Source organism: Treponema sp., assembly GCF_051883275.1.
Classification (GTDB): domain Bacteria; phylum Spirochaetota; class Spirochaetia; order Treponematales; family Treponemataceae; genus Treponema_D.
Window position 1 is genome coordinate 36849 of the sequence record NZ_JBJETK010000013.1, and the last position, 17125, is coordinate 53973.

At 44.1% G+C, this 17125-nt stretch carries 17 protein-coding genes, 3 tRNA genes and 1 other RNA gene; 15 read left to right on the forward strand and 6 right to left on the reverse strand.

Annotation, left to right across the window (positions count from 1 at the left end):
* Positions 1–6: 6 nt before the first annotated feature.
* The 6 genes from ACI4L0_RS01255 to rpsF form a co-directional block, all read right to left on the reverse strand.
* Positions 7–579 (reverse strand): GNAT family N-acetyltransferase, encoded by a 573-nt coding sequence (locus ACI4L0_RS01255; RefSeq protein WP_439798360.1) that lies wholly within the window; start codon positions 577–579, stop codon positions 7–9.
* Positions 566–1603 (reverse strand): LD-carboxypeptidase, encoded by a 1038-nt coding sequence (locus ACI4L0_RS01260; RefSeq protein WP_439798361.1) that lies wholly within the window; start codon positions 1601–1603, stop codon positions 566–568. Before ACI4L0_RS01260 ends, ACI4L0_RS01255 begins: the two co-directional genes overlap by 14 nt.
* A gap of 137 nt (positions 1604–1740) precedes the next feature.
* Positions 1741–2265 (reverse strand): 50S ribosomal protein L9, encoded by a 525-nt coding sequence (rplI, locus tag ACI4L0_RS01265; RefSeq protein WP_439798362.1) that lies wholly within the window; start codon positions 2263–2265, stop codon positions 1741–1743.
* A 124-nt stretch (positions 2266–2389) separates the two neighbouring features.
* Positions 2390–2704, reverse strand: coding sequence for a 30S ribosomal protein S18 (gene rpsR / locus ACI4L0_RS01270; protein WP_439798363.1), 315 nt, complete (start codon positions 2702–2704; stop codon positions 2390–2392).
* A 50-nt stretch (positions 2705–2754) separates the two neighbouring features.
* The gene (gene ssb / locus ACI4L0_RS01275; RefSeq protein WP_439798364.1) at positions 2755–3243 is read right to left on the reverse strand and encodes a single-stranded DNA-binding protein; all 489 of its coding nucleotides are present in this window, start codon (positions 3241–3243) and stop codon (positions 2755–2757) included.
* A gap of 25 nt (positions 3244–3268) precedes the next feature.
* On the reverse strand, positions 3269–3559 hold the full coding sequence (gene rpsF / locus ACI4L0_RS01280; RefSeq protein WP_439798365.1) for a 30S ribosomal protein S6: 291 nt from the start codon (positions 3557–3559) through the stop codon (positions 3269–3271).
* Positions 3560–3981: 422 nt separating this feature from the next.
* On the opposite strand from rpsF, the gene ACI4L0_RS01285 reads away from it, so the two are divergent.
* The 15 genes from ACI4L0_RS01285 to mreC all read left to right on the forward strand — a co-directional run bounded on the left by ACI4L0_RS01285 (position 3982) and on the right by mreC (position 17106).
* Complete coding sequence (locus tag ACI4L0_RS01285) at positions 3982–4284, forward strand: HU family DNA-binding protein (protein WP_439798483.1); 303 nt, start codon at positions 3982–3984, stop codon at positions 4282–4284.
* Between the two features lie 162 nt (positions 4285–4446).
* Positions 4447–4788: a helix-turn-helix domain-containing protein gene (locus ACI4L0_RS01290; RefSeq protein WP_439798366.1), complete on the forward strand. Its 342-nt coding sequence runs from the start codon at positions 4447–4449 to the stop codon at positions 4786–4788.
* A gap of 115 nt (positions 4789–4903) precedes the next feature.
* Positions 4904–4977: transfer RNA gene (locus ACI4L0_RS01295), tRNA-Val, on the forward strand.
* 6 nt (positions 4978–4983) lie between these two features.
* A tRNA-Pro gene (locus tag ACI4L0_RS01300) sits at positions 4984–5056 on the forward strand.
* Between the two features lie 155 nt (positions 5057–5211).
* Positions 5212–5284: transfer RNA gene (locus ACI4L0_RS01305), tRNA-Phe, on the forward strand.
* A gap of 165 nt (positions 5285–5449) precedes the next feature.
* Positions 5450–6778, forward strand: a complete 1329-nt coding sequence (gene dnaB, locus ACI4L0_RS01310) for a replicative DNA helicase (protein ID WP_439798367.1) — start codon at positions 5450–5452, stop codon at positions 6776–6778.
* Positions 6779–6926: 148 nt separating this feature from the next.
* Positions 6927–7838, forward strand: coding sequence for an MBL fold metallo-hydrolase (locus tag ACI4L0_RS01315; protein ID WP_439798368.1), 912 nt, complete (start codon positions 6927–6929; stop codon positions 7836–7838).
* On the forward strand, positions 7835–8890 hold the full coding sequence (gene mltG, locus ACI4L0_RS01320; RefSeq protein WP_439798369.1) for an endolytic transglycosylase MltG: 1056 nt from the start codon (positions 7835–7837) through the stop codon (positions 8888–8890). Before ACI4L0_RS01315 ends, mltG begins: the two co-directional genes overlap by 4 nt.
* 6 nt (positions 8891–8896) lie before the next feature.
* Positions 8897–10696 (forward strand): DNA primase, encoded by a 1800-nt coding sequence (gene dnaG, locus ACI4L0_RS01325; RefSeq protein WP_439798370.1) that lies wholly within the window; start codon positions 8897–8899, stop codon positions 10694–10696.
* Positions 10697–10699: 3 nt separating this feature from the next.
* Complete coding sequence (rpoD, locus tag ACI4L0_RS01330) at positions 10700–12631, forward strand: RNA polymerase sigma factor RpoD (RefSeq protein ID WP_439798371.1); 1932 nt, start codon at positions 10700–10702, stop codon at positions 12629–12631.
* Between the two features lie 205 nt (positions 12632–12836).
* A complete protein-coding gene (locus tag ACI4L0_RS01335; RefSeq protein ID WP_439798372.1) occupies positions 12837–13700 on the forward strand; it encodes a zinc ribbon domain-containing protein in 864 nt (287 codons plus the stop codon).
* A 3-nt stretch (positions 13701–13703) separates the two neighbouring features.
* Positions 13704–14098, forward strand: an RNA gene (gene rnpB / locus ACI4L0_RS01340) — RNase P RNA component class A.
* A gap of 55 nt (positions 14099–14153) precedes the next feature.
* Positions 14154–15116 carry a tetratricopeptide repeat protein gene (locus ACI4L0_RS01345; protein ID WP_439798373.1) on the forward strand — a complete coding sequence of 321 codons (963 nt, stop codon included), beginning with the start codon at positions 14154–14156 and terminating at the stop codon, positions 15114–15116.
* A gap of 41 nt (positions 15117–15157) precedes the next feature.
* A complete protein-coding gene (locus ACI4L0_RS01350; protein WP_439798374.1) occupies positions 15158–16210 on the forward strand; it encodes a rod shape-determining protein in 1053 nt (350 codons plus the stop codon).
* A 17-nt stretch (positions 16211–16227) separates the two neighbouring features.
* The gene (gene mreC, locus ACI4L0_RS01355) at positions 16228–17106 is read left to right on the forward strand and encodes a rod shape-determining protein MreC (RefSeq protein ID WP_439798375.1); all 879 of its coding nucleotides are present in this window, start codon (positions 16228–16230) and stop codon (positions 17104–17106) included.
* Positions 17107–17125: the final 19 nt, after the last annotated feature.

Genomic DNA, 17125 nt, shown 5'->3' on the forward strand with positions numbered 1-17125 from the left:
AATTCACTATTTGCTTAGCATAGAAAAGGGCAGCGGCTCAGGCGGATTTTCTGTCGCTTCCCCGAGCTGCTTTTGCATCCATACAATGTCCTGCCATTTTCCTGCCTTGTTCCCTGCATTCGGAAATTTTCCTATTTCCTGAAAACCGAGCTTTTTGTGCATTTCAAGGCTCGCTTTGTTTCCTGAAGTTATAACTCCGTAGACATATTTGAAGCCCTGCCTGGAAAGTGTTTCGATGAATTTTTTGTAGAGCGCGCTTCCGATTCCCTGGCGCATTGGAGCCTGATGAGAAAGATATATTGTCGCCTCAACATTCCATTTGTAGGCTTCATGCGGCCTGAGCTGGTGTCCGTAGACAAAGCCAATGATTTTTCCGTCACTGCTCAGCGCGACAAAGTAGGGGTACATTTTTTGGATTTCACAGATGCTTTTTCTACATTCATCCTCGGTCGGAGCCTGTGTTGAAAATGTTACGGATGTGTTTTCCACGTACCACCTGTAAATAGCGCAGATTTCAGGGGCATCTTTTTCTTCCGCCTTTCTTATGCTGAAATTCTGCATCCGGCTATCTCCTGTCATACTGGATTTTAAAATTCCTTCTGTCTGCTGAAACTTCTGCCTGAAGCCCCATTGCAATGGGAACAACTGGATCCACGTGGCCTATGTCAGCGTCCATCACAATGGGAACTTCAAGGTCTGCTAATATATCCGTAACGGCATTGTACTGGTCAATTCCGAAAAGTGTTTTTCCAAGCGAAGCCAGAGGCCGTCCGACAAGAAATCCTGCTGCGTTTTCAAACCAGTCCGCGCTTTTTAAATGCCATATCTGCCTTCTGATTTCGGCGGGATTTCCGTCGCAGCTTTCAAGAATCCATATAACAGGCCCTGAGTTTTTGTTGAATTCCTTCATGCAGTCAAGGTGTGTGCCGCAGAGATTCGCAAGAACATCCAGACAGCCTCCAAGAAGAATTCCGCTGAAGTGAACCTGCTCATTTTCTTGCGGAAAGAGCCTTATGATTTTCTTTTCAGTGAGGCAGTATGTCTGCTCTTCAATTTTTTCTGTGGAAGAATTATCGTTTTCCGGGAGCTGGAATTTTTCAAATCCGGAGGTTTCTTTTATTTTTCCTTCCAGAAGCCCGATGGAATACAGCTCAGTTTCCTGCCATTTTTTTCCGAAGCCTGTGATTGTCGGGCCGTATATTGCCGCGACACCGCATTTTGTGACAAGCGGAAAAATGAAATTTGTGTTGTCTGAATATCCCATGAACCACTTTGCAGGCGCGGCGGCTATTTTCTCAAAGTCTATAAATCCTGCTGTTTCGCACATCAGCTCTCCGCCGCCGGCTGAAATAACAGCGGAATTTGAGCCTGAGCAGTAAAATTCCTCAAGCTCCCTTGCGGCGGTTCTTGGGTCTGTGGAAATTCCTTTTCCGTCGCTTTTAAATACAGTTTCCCCGGCAGAAATTTTGTAGCCGGCGGATTCAAGCTGTGTTTTCGCACACTTAAAGCGGGATATATACGGTTCTGTTGTGCAGCCAAATGAAGGGGCTGTTACACCTATTGTGCATCCTTTTTGTATTGACGGGGGAATTCGAATGTTCATTTTGTTTTTTTTAGATATCCGGTGTTTCTTTTAGAACAGTTCCGGCATAGAGCTCTGGCCCGCGTGAAGCCAGACTTAATAAAAAACCGAGACCGCCCGGTGATTTCAGGACAGCCTCGGTTCACAAAAAATTCTGCTTACTCTGCGGCAGTTTCTGCAGCTGGAGTCTCAGCTTTTTTTGCAGGAGCTTCTTCCTTCTTTTCAGATGAAGAATCATCCTGGGATTTTACTGTGATTTTTACTTCTGCAACTGAAGTTTCATAAAGGTGAATTTTTGCAGAATAAGAACCTGTGCTCTTTATTGTGTGGCCAGGAATCTCAATTTTCTTGCGCTCAATCTCGAATCCGCTGTTCTTGTAGAAATCCGCGATAGTCTGGCTTGTAACCGCACCGTAGAGTTTTCCGTTGTTTCCAGCAGGCATTGAAATAACAACTTCAAGAGCCTCGAGTTTTTCCTTCAGGCTCAGGCTGTCCTTGCGCTTCTGTTCCTTGCGGGCTTCAATTTCAGCCTTTTTTGTTGCGAAATAAGCTTCAGTTTCTGGAGTGCATGGAACTGCGAGCATGCGCGGAAAAAGATAGTTGCGGAAATATCCGTTTGCAACATTTTTTACATCACCCATTTCACCGAGGTGTTTTACATCTTCGTTAAGAATTACTTTCATTTTTCAAGCTCCTAAAAATAAAATTACAGCGCAACCAGGAGTTGGCTTTGCCGTCTGCGAAATTAGAATATCGCATTTTTTACTGCCCCTAAAAACAGCTGCTTTAGAGGCTCCATGGCATAAATTAGTCTGCAACAAATGGAAGAAGGCAAATTGCACGTGCGCGCTTGATTGCAGCTGCAATCTGCTTCTGGTGTCTTGAGCAGGTTCCTGTTATGCGGCGTGGAAGAATCTTTCCGCGCTCTGTTGTAAAGCGGCGAAGTCCGTCTGCGTCCTTGTAGTCGATTTTTCCCTTGTTTGCGCAGAAACGGCACACTTTCTTGTGGAAGAATGATTTTCCTTTTCCGCGTCCTCCGCGAACTTCGTCTTCACGTCCTGAATCCTGAAGCTGCTCCTGTGTTACATTTGCGTTTTCATTTACATCTTTTTCGTCTGCCATAATTAGCTCCTATTTTGAGAGTGTGTTTTTTTCAAACTGCGAATTCACGCTTAAAATGGAATATCTTCCGGAAAACCTGAGGCTTCTCCGCCAAATGGTTCCTGTGAAGATTCGTATCCTCCGCCTGAAGACGTATTCTGGGAATATGACGGACGCTGCTGATACCCCCCAAAAGAATCAGAGCCGCTGTTTCCCTGTGAACCGGAAGACCTTGAGCCCAAAAGCTCGATAGAGTCAGCGAGAATATTCACTCTGCTGAATTTCTGGCCTTCCTTTTCCCATCTGTCCTGGCGCAAAGAACCTTGAACCGCAATCTGTGTTCCCTTTGTAAGATAAGGCTTGATACCTTCCGCACCCTTTCCGAAGTATGAAACATCAAAAAAATGCGCTTCGCTGATCCACTGGTCGCCGTCCTTTTTGCTGCGGTTTACAGCAATGGAAATAGAGGCAACCGCAGTTCCATTGTTAAGGTATCTCAATTCTGCGTCCCTTGTGAGTCTTCCCACAATAACAACGCTGTTTATATCTGAATTTGCCATAATCTACTCCGGAATTTTTTCCTGCTTATACGTTCTTTGATTCTATTAAAACAAACAGGTATTTCAAAAGATTATTGTTGAATTTGAATTTTGCATCAAGCTCAGCGACTTTAGCTGGATTTAATTTCAGAGTGAACAGAACAAAGTGTCCGCGCTTCTGCTTTTTTACTTCATAGGTAAGATCACGGTCGCCGAATACTTCTTCCTTTTCAATTTCAGCGCCAAAAGCTGCAAGGTCAGCTCTCATTGTTTCAAGGCCGGCCTTTGATTTTTCTTCCTCTAAAGGAAAAATTGTCATAAGTTCATACTTTCTCATTGTATGGTTCTCCTTATGGTCAAAATGGGGGCCGCATACGCAGCTCCAAGGGGTACAAAATGTTATCAGTTTTCTGAAAGTTAGTCAAGAAAACATCTGGAAACTGAAGATTTCCGCTCGGAGCCAAAAAACAGAATTTTCAAGAAAATATGTTTTACCACTAGAGTTTTTGTAAACATTTAAGTATAATTTTGCCCATTCTATTTTGAAATAAGCACTGTGCCTGGAAGCAGGGGAAATGCAGGCTGTTTTCAAAAGAGTCATTCAGGCGCGGATGAAAAGCTGTGCCTGGAAACTGCGGTTTTTTTATCCGCAAGTTCGCGTTGCGGACTTTTTATTTTTAATGCAACTTTACACTTCATCACGAAGTTGCGGAAAAAGTCAAATCGAAAATTGTCATAGGCTTTGCTTGCAAGTTTTTCATTGGCTTTTTTAAGGGAGAAAAGATGAACAAGGCTGAACTTATTGAGAAGATGGCAAAATCTACAGGGCTTTCAAAAAAAGACACAGAAAGCGCCCTGAAGTCATTTCTTGAGATTGTTTCAAAGGAGCTTGAAAAGGGACATGAGGTCCAGCTCATTGGTTTTGGAACATTTGCTGTAGGAAAAAGAGCTGCCAGGGAAGGACGCAACCCTGCAACCGGAGAGACTATAAAGATAGCCGCTTCAAAGACACCTAAATTCAAGCCGGGAAAAGCGCTTAAAGACCGTCTGAACAAAAAGTAGAATTTCAGCTTGAAAATCCTTGTTTTTAGTGATGGCGCCGTTCTTTGTGGACGGTGCTTTTTTTATGTGCTTTTTTTTCTTAAACTGCCGGTTTAATATTCTTCTGGTTTATAAAATTCTGTTTTGTTCTGCATTGAAAAGTCGCAAGTATAGAATTGTTCCATGGACAGATCCAGGGATTTAAGTGAAATTTTAGGTTCGAATATTCGCCGCTATAGGCTTAAGCTTGGAATGACGCAGGAGGAATTCAGCAGGAAGATAGGGCTGACTTCCATTGGACTGTCGAAGATTGAAACCGGAAAGTCGTGGCCCAAAAAGGAAACTCTTGCCAAGTGCGTGGAAATTTTCAATATAAAGCCCTTTCAGCTGTTCACGGAAACAAATGAGGATTTTATAAGGTACAGGGGTATCGTTATAGAGGCGATTTCAGATTTGGTTGAAAAGGTTTTTGCGCGGCAGGAAGCCTGTGAAAAAAAGAAAACAGATTTTTCGCTGCGGCACTGATTTTCTGTGGAAACGGAAAAATACAGAGGAATTTTTTTTCAATATTTTTTTTAGAGCCGTGGTTTGGGTGTTGACAAAAAAGCGCAGGACTGATAATATATTGAGCATATTAAATGGGCTCTTAGCTCAGCTGGTACGAGCGTCTGGTTTACACCCAGAATGTCGGGGGTTCGATCCCCTCAGAGCCCAGCTAATCGGGACGTAGCGCAGCTGGTAGCGCATCTGGTTTGGGACCAGAGGGTCGCAGGTTCAAATCCTGTCATCCCGAACTTTTAAGGCATGCAGAATTTTCTGTGTGCCTTTTTTTATTCATGCGGACTCCTTGATGATTGCTGTCTGTGCAGATTTTTTTTATTTTTGAAAAAAATATTGATTTTGCTATTGACAAAAAAAATCATGAAGAGTATAGTATGTACATTAATTGCCGGTGTAGCTCAGCTGGTAGAGCGGAGGACTGAAAATCCTTATGTCGTCAGTTCGATTCTGACCGCTGGCAATGAAAAGCATCCTTTTTAGGGTGCTTTTTTTTATGCCTTGAATTTTGCCTGTTTTCTGATGTATAATTTTGCACGGTTTGCGTTTTTAAATTAATAAGAACGGAAAGTCAGTTTTTTTGCGCAGACCGTGTTTCTGGCTCGCCGTATTTTTCGGGATTATCACGATGGAACTGAAAGACAAGATACCGCCGCATAATATAGAGGCCGAGCAGGCTGTTATTGGCGCTCTTCTGCTGGACTGGAGCTCTGTGGGCGATGTTGTTACATATCTTCGCGCTGAAAATTTCTACAGCCAGCAGAATCAGCTTATTTACGAATCCCTTATGCATCTTTTTTCAGCCGGAATAAAAGGCGATATACTTACACTTGTTGACGACCTTACAAAAAACGGAAAACTGGATGCGGCCGGCGGAGTTGCCTATATTTCATCGCTGACTGATATTGTTCCGACAAGCGCGAATGTTGAGTACTATGCGAAAATTGTCCTGGACCAGTCAATCAGGAGAAGCCTGATAAAAATTTCCTCCGAGATAAAGGCGGAAAGCTTCAACGAAACAAAGGAAAGCCGCTTGATTCTTGAGGACGCCGAGCAGAAGATTTTCAAGCTTACAGATGTGAATCAGTCTGCGCAGGTTTATGCGATGAAGGATGTCGTTCCTAAGGCGATCCAGCTCATCGACACGCGCTACAAGAACAAGAATGCGTTTTCCGGTATTCCGTCAGGGCTTAATGATCTTGACACAATGACAAGCGGCTTCCAGAACAGCGAAATGATCATTATCGGAGCGCGCCCTTCCATGGGAAAAACTGCCCTTGCTCTGAGCATGATGCAGAACATTGCCGTTGACCGCGGAATTCCCTGCGGCTTTTTCAGTCTTGAAATGTCAGCTGACCAGATTGTTCAGCGCTTGCTTTCTCAGATTGCTAGGATTCCGGGCTCTAAGCTTAGAAACGGAATGTTGAAGATAGAGGACTTTAAAAAGCTTCAGGATGCGGCGGGAGACTGCTTCAATGCGCCCCTTTATATAGTAGATACTCCGAATATGAAGCTCCTTGACCTCAGGGCAATGGCGCGGCGCATGAAAGTCAATCAGAAAGTGCAGATTATTTTTATAGACTACATAGGTCTTATTACAAGCGAAAATCTTGATGTGCCTGTTTTTGAGCAGCAGTCTGAAATTTCAAAGTCGCTGAAGGGGCTTGCCAGGGAGCTTGAAATTCCTATTGTTGTGCTGTGCCAGGTCAACCGTGCCGCAGAAGGCGAAGAGCCCAATCTTGCTCAGCTCAGGGGCTCGGGTTCCATTGAGCAGGATGCGGATGTGGTCATGTTCATCCATGGAAACCGAGGCGAAAACAAGGAAAGTAACGAGGACTATAATCCGGTTCAGGAAAGAAAGCTCATTGTGGCAAAGCAGCGTAATGGTCCTATCGGCGATGTGAAAGTTATATTTCTTTCCAGCTATACAAAATTTGAGAACAAAAGCAAGGAATAGTCTGTTTACAGTGTGCTGAAATTTTTATATACTATGGTACTTTTATAAGGGAACCTCTGAAATCTCATTTTCAATGATTTTTTTAGGTTTCTGCGGCTTGCAATGGAGGAAGAAAGTGCTTATTCATTTCTGGGGTGTCAGAGGGTCCTTGCCCACGCCGCTAAAAAACGATCAGGTTCAGGCTAAAATCGCCGCGGCTATTTCCAGGCTTTCTCCTAAGGATTTGGAAAGCTCTGAGTCGAAAATGAGATTTCTTTCATCCCTTCCTGATTGGATTTACGGAACAATAGGGGGAAACACTCCCTGCATAGAGCTTAGGTCGCGCTCCGGGAAGCTTTTTCTCCTGGACTGCGGAACGGGGCTGAGGGAATTTTCTGTTTCCGGGCGGCAGCCTGAGGACAAGCATTATACGATTTTTCTTTCGCATTTTCACTGGGACCACATCCAGGGCTTTCCTTTTTTCGGCCAGTCTTTTTCCCCTGATAGCAAGATTGATATCTATACGCCTTTTCAAAACGCCGAGGATTATCTTGAGCGTCAGAGCAGCCTTCCGTTTTTTCCGATGAATGCATGCTTCGAGTCTGTCAAGAATCAGCTTTCTTTTCATTTAATGGAAGAAGATGTTCCTATTGAAATTGCCGGTGTAAAAATAAAATGCCACAGGATGTTCCATCCAGGAGATTCCTATTCGTATTCGTTTGAGGAGGACGGCAAGCGTTTTATTTACAGCACTGATGTGGAGCTTCAGGCTTCGGATTTTGACAAGAGCCGAGAGCGCAATGCTTTTTTCAAGGATGCGGATGTTCTGGTTTTTGACAGCCAGTATACAGCCCCTGAGGCCGCTAAGAAAATAAACTGGGGCCATAATTCATTCAGATCCGCTATTGATTTTGCCTCCAACTGGAATATACGGAATTTATATTTCTTTCATCATGAGCCGAATTATGATGACAAGAAGCTTGAGGCGATTCTTGATGCCGGAAACAACTACAAGAAATACAAATCCTGCGGCAGCTTGAATCTGTATATTTCAAGGGAAGGCCAGGAAATTCAGCTTTGAAAACTATTTTTAGAAAAACCGTCGTCTTTTTTACATGGGTTCTTGCAGCTGTGGCGCTTCTTGCGGTGGGGCTGTTTGCTCTCTGGTCATATTTGTGCGCTCCGGTTGACATGGCCGGAAATTTGCGTGTGGAGCGTGTTGTTGTTCCGGCTGGAATGTCCGTGAGGGATGTGTCAAATCTTCTTGCGGAAAAGGGGCTTGTGAAGTCCGCCGGGGCATTTTATTATGCGGCCCGTTTCAGTGTTTTTGACAGGGAAAATCCATTCTGCCTCAGAAGCGGCTCTTATCTTCTTGACACTTCCATGGGAATGAAAGCGCTGTACAGAATTTTGCAGTCCGGGGAAAGCGAAAATTTCTCTGTGGTTGTTCCCGAGGGCTTTACGATGTCAAAGATTGCGCGCCTTCTGGAAAAAGACGGTGTGTGCTCCGCTGATGATTTTCTTGCTTCATGCAGAAAGGCAGAGCTTCTTGAAAAGTACGGAATTCCTGCGCAGAGCTTTGAGGGCTATCTTTTTCCCGATACATATTTTTTTATTCCGCAGATGGATTCCGATGCCGTGGTTTCTACTATGGCTGAAAACTTTTTTTCGCGGATTGACTCTATTCCGGAGATGAAGGGGCTGTCCGGGGAAAAGCTTCATAATCTTGTGGTGCTCGCTTCTGTTGTTGAGCGTGAATACAGGATTGAATCGGAGGCTCCTCTCATCTCAAGTGTTTTCACGAACAGGCTTCGGAATGGAATCGGGCTTTATTCATGCGCCACAATCGAGTATATTCTGACAGAAATCATGGGCAGACCTCATCCTGACCGCATAACATACAATGACTTGAAAATCGACAGTCCGTACAACACATATAAGTGGGCCGGTCTTCCTGCGGGGCCTATTTCAAATCCGGGGCTTGTCGCACTGTCCGCCGCGGCTGCTCCTGCTGAAACAGATTACTATTTCTTTGTTCTTGCGGATTCTGAAACCGGGCGGCATGTTTTTTCTAGGAATTTTGACCAGCACAAGGCCGCGGAAAACACAGGCTATTATTTGAAGGGTTATTAAAAGCAGATGCCGGGATTGATTTCAAAGAAATCTATTGACGAAGTGTCGGACAAGACAGATATAGTGGAGCTCGTTTCTGAGTATGTTCCGCTTGAGCAGCGCGGAGCCGACTGGTGGGGCTGCTGTCCGTTCCATAATGAAAAGACTCCTTCATTCAGCGTTTCCCCCTCAAAGAAATTTTACTACTGCTTTGGCTGCGGTGTTTCAGGAAGTGTTTTTGACTTTGTAAAGGAAATGGAGAAAATTTCTTTTGCCGAGGCCGTGGAGCTTCTTGCAAAAAAAAGCGGAGTGGTTCTTTCCTATGCTGACGGTATGTCCAGGCGGGACGAGCCTGCTTCCTCCCTGAAAACCGAGTACAAGACTCTCTATACAAGGGTTGCCGGAATGTTCCATTATATGCTTATGGAAACTTCCGCCGGAAAATTTGCCCTTGACTATGCCATGCAGCGCGGCTTGTCCGCTGAAACTCTTGAGAAATTCAAGATAGGCTACAGCCCTGCGGACAGAAAATGGCTCAGGAAATTTCTTCAGAAAAAAAATTATTCCGATAAGTTTCTGGACGGCTCGGGGCTTTTCAGCAGAAATTATCCGGACTGCGCTTTTTTTTCGGACAGGCTGATGTTTCCGATTTTTGACAAGGACGGCGATGTTGTTGCCATGGGAGGCCGCTTTCTCCGCGGAGATCCTCAGAAATCCCCCAAGTACCTGAATTCCGGGGACTTGCCGCAGTATAAGAAGGGAAGCACTCTTTATGCCTTCAACTTTGCAAAGCCTGCGATCCGTGAAAAGCGCAAGGTTGTATTCTGCGAGGGGTATATGGACTGCATTGCCTATCATCAGTGCGGAATAAACTGGGCGGTTGCGCCTCTTGGAACGGCTCTTACAAACGAGCAGATTTCCCTGGTGAAGAATTTTGTTGAAGAAATCTATCTTTCGTTTGATTCAGACGGAGCGGGGCAGAAGGCCACAAGAAAGGCTATCCTGATGTGCAGAAGTCAGGGAATCGCGGTGAAGGTCATAAGGCTTTCAGGCGGAAAAGATCCTGCGGAAATAATGCTCAAATTCGGCCCTGAATACTTGACAAATGAAGTGAATAATGCTATATTTGATTCTGATTATCTGTTGTCTAAACTGCAAGAACTTTGTCCTAGAGATACGCCGATGGGGAAGACCCGAGCATCCTTGGATTTTTTTGAGTATATCGATTCATTGCAGTCGGATGTTCAGAAAGATGCCTGCCTGGATCAGCTGTGCCAGGTCTACGGTATAGAAAAGGAGGCTGCCCGAAAAGATTATTTCAACCGGAATAAATTGGCGCACCGTTTTAGAAATGTGATTACGGAGCAGAAAAATCAAGCGGCTTCAGAAAAAATAAAAGTGACCGCTGAGCTGCAAGCTGTTATGACAGCCGTAACTGAAGATGTCAGTCTTTTCCAAAAAATGTGTGGTCTTGTTTCCGCTGATGACCTGTCGGATAGTTATTCCAAACAGCTGTTTTCTGTAATGCAGGAATGTCAGAAGAGCGGTTCTTTCTCAGTGAGCAATATACTTAATCGGATAGAGCAAGAGGAATTCAGAAGACTTATAATAGAATATATAAGTAAAAATAATGGAAGAATTCAGGAATCTGTCGATAGTTGTATTCAGTATCTGAGAAAAAATGCCCTCAAGCGGCGGCGAACATCTGTCATGGAGCAGATGGTTTCACTGTCAAGAAGTGTTCTGCCCGAGGACAAAGCCCTTTTGTCGGAGCTTGCTAAGCAGAAAATGGAACTTGATTTCCAAATTGAAAATTTGAAGGATTAGTCAATGGCTAGAAAGTCACCTGAGAAAAAATCTGACACAGTTAAAAAAGAAAAAAATTCGCTGGAATCAAAATCTGAAAAAACTAAAAATGAAGCCGCTTCCAGTGACTATGATGAAAATGAAGTTTCTTCTGAAAACGATGATGCCTCTGACATTGATGCGGATTCTGAGGAAGAGCTTGATCCCAATGTAAAGAAGCTTCTTGATTACGCATGCAGCAAACAGATTATTTCATGGGATGAAATCACAGAAATACTTACTCCTGAATTCGTCGCTTCGCCAAAAATGGAGGAGGTTCTCCAGCTTCTTACAAAGAACAATATCCAGGTCATGGAAGAGGACAGCCTTCTTGATGAGGAAGAGGATGATGAGGATGAAGATTCCCTTTCTGATTCCGATGACGAGTCCAAGCTGGACGAAAAGCACCGCCTTGTTTCTAACGATAAGGATTCGGGAATTGATGATCCGATAAGGCTTTATCTCCGTGAGATAGGCAAGGAAAATCTTCTTACTGCGGAACAGGAAGTTATACTTTCAAAGCAGATGGAAGACGGGCAGAATATCATAAAAAATGTGATAAGAAATTCAGGAATGATTATCCCCGAATTCTATCAGATTTGCCACACAATCTACAAAAAAATAGATCCGCATGAGCCGGGAAAGGCAAGAAAGGAAATAACTGAGCTTATGGCGGAGCGCAGACGGCTTAGAAGCTGCTACGTGGAATATGTCAAGCCGATCCGTGAGCAGATGTCTGAATATATGCAGCTGAAAAAACAGCTTCATTCAGAGGATCCGAGCATAAATATTTTTTCTGATGAAAATTTGAAGCGTGTAAGAAATTTCATAAAGGAAGCGCTTGTAAATGCGGATCTCCAGACCGAGGAAATTGAAGTTTTCAGTGCGAAATTTATCACTGCCTCAAAAAAGATTGACGAGTACCATCTGATTCAGGAGCGCCGCATGAAAAAGCTCCGGATTACTGATGCTGTGGGGCTTCGCTCTATCGGACGACGGCTTGCAATCAGGACAGAGTCTGCAAAGCTTGAAAAGGATCTTGCCATGTCTGCGGATGAGATTCGCTCTGACTATACGGAAATCCAGAAAATTGACAGAAAGCTTCGCGAGCTTGAGTACGATTTCGAGAATTCAGTTGATGAAATTCTGGAAATGAAAAAGGAAATTGAGCGGGGAAGAATGCAGCTGGAGCAGGCTAAAAACAGGCTGATAAATGCAAACCTCCGCCTTGTCGTTTCAATCGCAAAGAAGTACACAAACCGCGGACTTCAGCTTTTTGATCTGATTCAGGAAGGAAATATCGGACTTATAAAGGCTGTTGAGAAATTTGAGTACCGCAAGGGCTATAAGTTTTCAACCTATGCTACATGGTGGATACGCCAGGCCATTACACGCTCTATATCAGATCAGGCGCGCACTATCCGTGTTCCTGTCCACATGATTGAGCAGATAAACAAGGTTGTGCGCGAAAGCCGCCAGCTTATGCAGAAACTCGGGCGCGAGCCGACTGACGAGGAGATTGCAGCCCAGCTTACATGGCCGTTGGCGCGGGTTAAGCAGGTTAAGAATGTTGCCCGCGAGCCGATTTCCCTTGAAACTCCTATAGGCGAGGAGGAGGATTCTTCTCTGGGAGATTTCATTGAGGACAAGGAAATTGAAAATCCTGCAAACCAGACTGCCTATACGCTTCTGCAGGAGCAGCTTCGTTCTGTTTTAAGCACTCTTCCGCAGCGTGAACAGGAAGTTCTGAAGATGCGTTTCGGTCTGGAGGATGGATATTCGCTTACCCTTGAGGAAGTCGGACTGTATTTCAATGTGACACGAGAGCGAATTCGCCAGATTGAAGCGAAGGCGTTGAGGCGGCTCCGTCATCCTAGGCGCGCGGCTATTTTGCGTGACTATAATGAGCCATGGTAAAATTGCCTGAATAAAAATGTTCCGGGGCGCCTTTAAAAATCGCTGGAAATCAGTTTTTTACAGGTGCCCTAGACATAATAATTGAAATTATGTAAAATATTTTACCTTTGTTTGGAATTCAGGGGGAATTTCTAGGATCTTGCTTTCCTGTGTTTTGCAGGCTGGGATGCTGGAAAAATAGTGTTCAATAAAGAGGTTGCTGTTTATGCAAATGACAGAGGAATTGGAAAGGCTGAAGAGCCTGCAGGATGTGCTTGCTGAAAAATACGATATTGAAGCGAAGGTAGAAGAGCTGCCAAAAACTCTTGACGGCAGTACAGAAAGCCTTGACCGTTTTAAAAGAGAATATATAGAAAAAAACAGGCTTTATGAAGAAAAAAAGGAAATAGTTGCCCGCTTGAGAGTTGAGCTTGACGAGGCTCAGAGAAAGCGTGAAGAGGGTGAAAAGGGAATGGATGCCATTTCCACTCACCGCGAGTATGAAATTCTTGAAAAGCAGATTTCCGAAGCCCAGACTTTGGAGGATTCAAAGCGCAAAGAACTTCAGCGTGAAGAAAAGAGCATGGCCGAGCTTAATGACCTTCTGAAAAGCGAAGAGGACTTGATTGCTTCCACAGAAAAGGATGTAAATGAGTCGCGCCAGAATCTTGACAAGGAAATCGCAGAGTGCAACGAAAAGCTTGAGGCTCTCAAGAAAAAAGAAGACGAAATTTCCGAGGGAATAAACACTGAGATTATTATAAAATTTCAGCGCATTATAAAGCGGAACCGCAAGGGCATTGTCGCAGTTAAGGGAAAAGTGTGCGACGGCTGCCACATGATACTTCCTGCCCAGTTTGCAAATGAAGTTCACAGGGGAAAGGAAATTTTGTTCTGCCCTTATTGCAGTAGAATTCTCTTTTACGAGGAGTCTGCTGATGCGGATGAAAGCTATATTTCTATTCAGGATGATATTTCTGCCGATGAGACCGATGAGGATCTTCTTGAGGATGATGATATCATTGATATTGACAGTGACGATTCAGAAGATTCTGATTCTTCTATGAAGTCGCTGGATTATGAAAATTAAAAAATAAGGATATGTTGACCGCGCTGAGGGAAACGATGTGTTTCCTGTCAGTGAGGAAAAGTCCGGGCTCCTCCGGAAAGGATGCCGGGTAATAACCGGGCGGATTTGAAAACTGCTGTTTCAGCAAAGTTTCTTTTCCGACAGAAAGTGCTACAGAAAATTACCGCCTGCGACGCAGGTAAGGGTGAAAAGGCAGGGTAAGAGCCTACCGCGTTTTTGGCAACAGAAACGGCATAAGTAAACCTCATCAGGAGCAAGATCATATAGCAGTTCGGTTTTCCGGCCTTATGCTGCGGGTAGATTGCTGGAGGTGCCAGGCGACTGGCATTGCAGATAGATGGTCAATGCGCTTTAGAAATAAAGTGTTCCAGAACCCGGCTTATCATATCCTTTTTATTTTTGCTTCCTGTTTTGCAGGCTGCGTTTTATATTTTTGCATTTTCGGGTGGGGAAATGAAGACAAGATACGGATTGGATCTGTTTTATCATAAAAAGAAAACATTTGCCGTTAAACTTGTAATCGCGTCTTTTTCTGTTGCTGCGGCGATAGTTTTTTCCTTCCTTTTTATAAAATTCGTAAGAAATAAAATTTTCAATCTTGATTCTGTTGATTCTATGTATGAAAACTGGGCTTTGCATACGGAGGATGGCTATAAGGCTGTCTACAATGCGGCCATGAATATACTTGAAAAAAATCCCTACCACAATGCGGCTCTTGCTTTTTCGGGCTACAGTTCCTTCATGCTCGCCGAATCAGAAACAGACAGCGTAAAATCCCAGGAGCTTTTGGAAAAATCCATTTTCAGCTTGAGAAAGGCAATGCATGGATGCAGGAAAAATGCCCTGCCTCAAATTCAGTATATGCTCGGCCGCGCGTATTTTTACAAGAACAAGGTTTCAGCCTACCATTATTATGCGGATTTGGCTGTGAAATATCTTACACTTTCAGTTTCAAACGGATATAAGTCCGCGGATATTCCGCTGCTTCTTGGACTTAGCTACGCATCTCTTGGTGAGACTGACGAAAGCATAGCGGCTTTTACAGAGGCGCTTCTTGTGCGCGAAACCGATACGCTTTTGTTCAACATAGCAAAGCAGTATTGCGCCAACGGGCAGGAGATGGTTGCCAAGCAGTATCTTGTGCGTGTTCTGGAAACAAGCCAGAATGAGGATTTGCTTGATGACAGCCATATTCTTTTGGGGCAGATATACACAGGTGAAGGAAATTTTTCTGATGCGGAAAAGGAATTTGACTCAATTCTTGAAAAAAATTCAAATTCTGCTGACGCACATTACGGACTTGGTGTATTATATGAAAAAAAAGGTGATACTATAAAAGCGAGGGCAGAATGGCGTAAATGCCTGAAAATTCAGTTCAACCATAAGGATGCGCTGAAAAAAATGTCAGAGCTGTAAAAAAAATACGGATTATGCGGAAAAGCTTGGAGGAGGAAAAGATGAGCTTTCTTGACAATTTCACAACTGATATAGGAATTGACCTGGGAACATGCAATACATTGATTTATGTCCGCGGACAGGGAATTGTTATTGATGAGCCTTCTGTTGTTGCTGTTGAAAAGGGAACTGGAAGAATTGAGGCTGTCGGTGTTGAGGCAAAGCGCATGCTTTGGAAGACACCCGGAAATATTGTTGCCATCAGACCGCTTGCGGACGGCGTTATTTCTGACAGTGATTCAACAGAAAAGATGCTGAAGTATTTTATTTCAAAAGTGATTCCACGCCATCATCTTTTTAAGTCCATAAGAATGAAGATTGGAATTCCGTCATGCATAACACAGGTTCAGCAGGATGCTGTAATGGCTGCTGCTCTTAAGGCCGGCGCAAAGGAAGTTAAGCTCATAGAAGAAAGCCTTGCGGCTGCTATCGGCGCTGAGATTCCTATTTACGAGCCTGCGGGCCACATGGTTTGCGATATCGGCGGCGGCACAACAGAGGTTTCTGTTATTTCACTGGGCGGAATGGTTGTTACAAGCTCAATCAGAATCGGCGGAAATGCATTTGATGAAGCTATTATAAAGCATATACGCTCTGTTCATAATCTTATTATCGGCCAGCAGACAGCAGAGCGGCTGAAAATTGAAATTGGAAACGCAATCGCTGAAAAAAATATTGATGACAATAAAATCCGCAAGATGGAGATCCGCGGCGGTGATGCTATAACTGGACTTCCGCGCCGCCTTGAGGTTGATTCTGTTGAAGTCAGGGAAGCTTTGAAGGAGCCTGTTTCTAAAATCATTGAGGAAATAAAGAAGACTCTGGGACGCACTCCGCCTGAGCTTGCAGCTGATATTGTTGAGCGCGGTATTGTTATGTCCGGCGGCGGTTCAATGCTTAAAGGTCTTAAAGATCTTATAAAGAAGGAAACTGGAGTTCCTGTTTTCCTTGTTGAAAAGCCGCTTGAGTGTGTTGCAAAAGGAGCAGGCGAAGCCTTTGAGCTGTTCAAGGATATGTCTACCCGCCGTTCAATTTATGAAAATTTGAATGACTAGGCGCAGGTTGTTTGTCCATGGCAGGAAAATTTAAAGCTTTTGTCCGCCTCCGGTTTGCAGAGATTCTTTTAGCGTTTCTTGTTTTATTCAGCGGAATTCTCCTGGGATTTTCCAGCGGCGGTTTTGTTGTGAATTTTAGCAAGCTGGGATTTTCTGTAGTTTCGCTTGTTCAAAAGGGAGCTGGCGCAGTTGTAAGTTCTGTAACCGGGGTAGTTACATCTGTAAGGGATATTGCGGTTCTGCAGAAGGAATACCAGGAGCTTTCAGAAAAGCTGAAGGATTACGAGTATATGCGCCGCAGCAACGTTGAGATACGCAAAGAAAATGAGCGCCTGAGGGAGCAGCTTCAGTTTGCTGCTGAGATTGAATATAAAAATATTCCTGCCCAGATAATCGGAAGAGATCCCGACAATCTTTATTCAGGAATCACTATAAACAAGGGTGCACGGAGCGGCATAAAAAAAGGCTTTCCTGTTATTGCGATTCAAAGCGGAAATGTCGGTGTTGTGGGCAAGGTTGTTATAGCCGGACTTGATACAAGCCTTGTGATGCCTATATATGACACAAAATGCAATATTTCGGCCAGAATCCAGAATACCCGGGACATTGGAATTGTTTCAGGAAACGGCTCATACAGCAGCCCTCTGAATCTCCGCTATATACGCAAAAGAGTTTTCGACAGCTTGAATCATGGTGATATTATTGTTACGAGCGGTGAAAATGGAAATTATGTGAAGGACATTCCGATCGGGCGAATTTCAAAAATCACTGTTCTTGACTATGACTCTTCGCTTGAAATTGAGCTTGAGCCTGCGATAGATTTTCTTCGCCTGGAAAATGTTCTGGTTGTTGACCAGAAAAATCTAAATGACAAGCCGCTTGAAGCGCGCAAATAGTTCACTTCTTGGAGAAAAA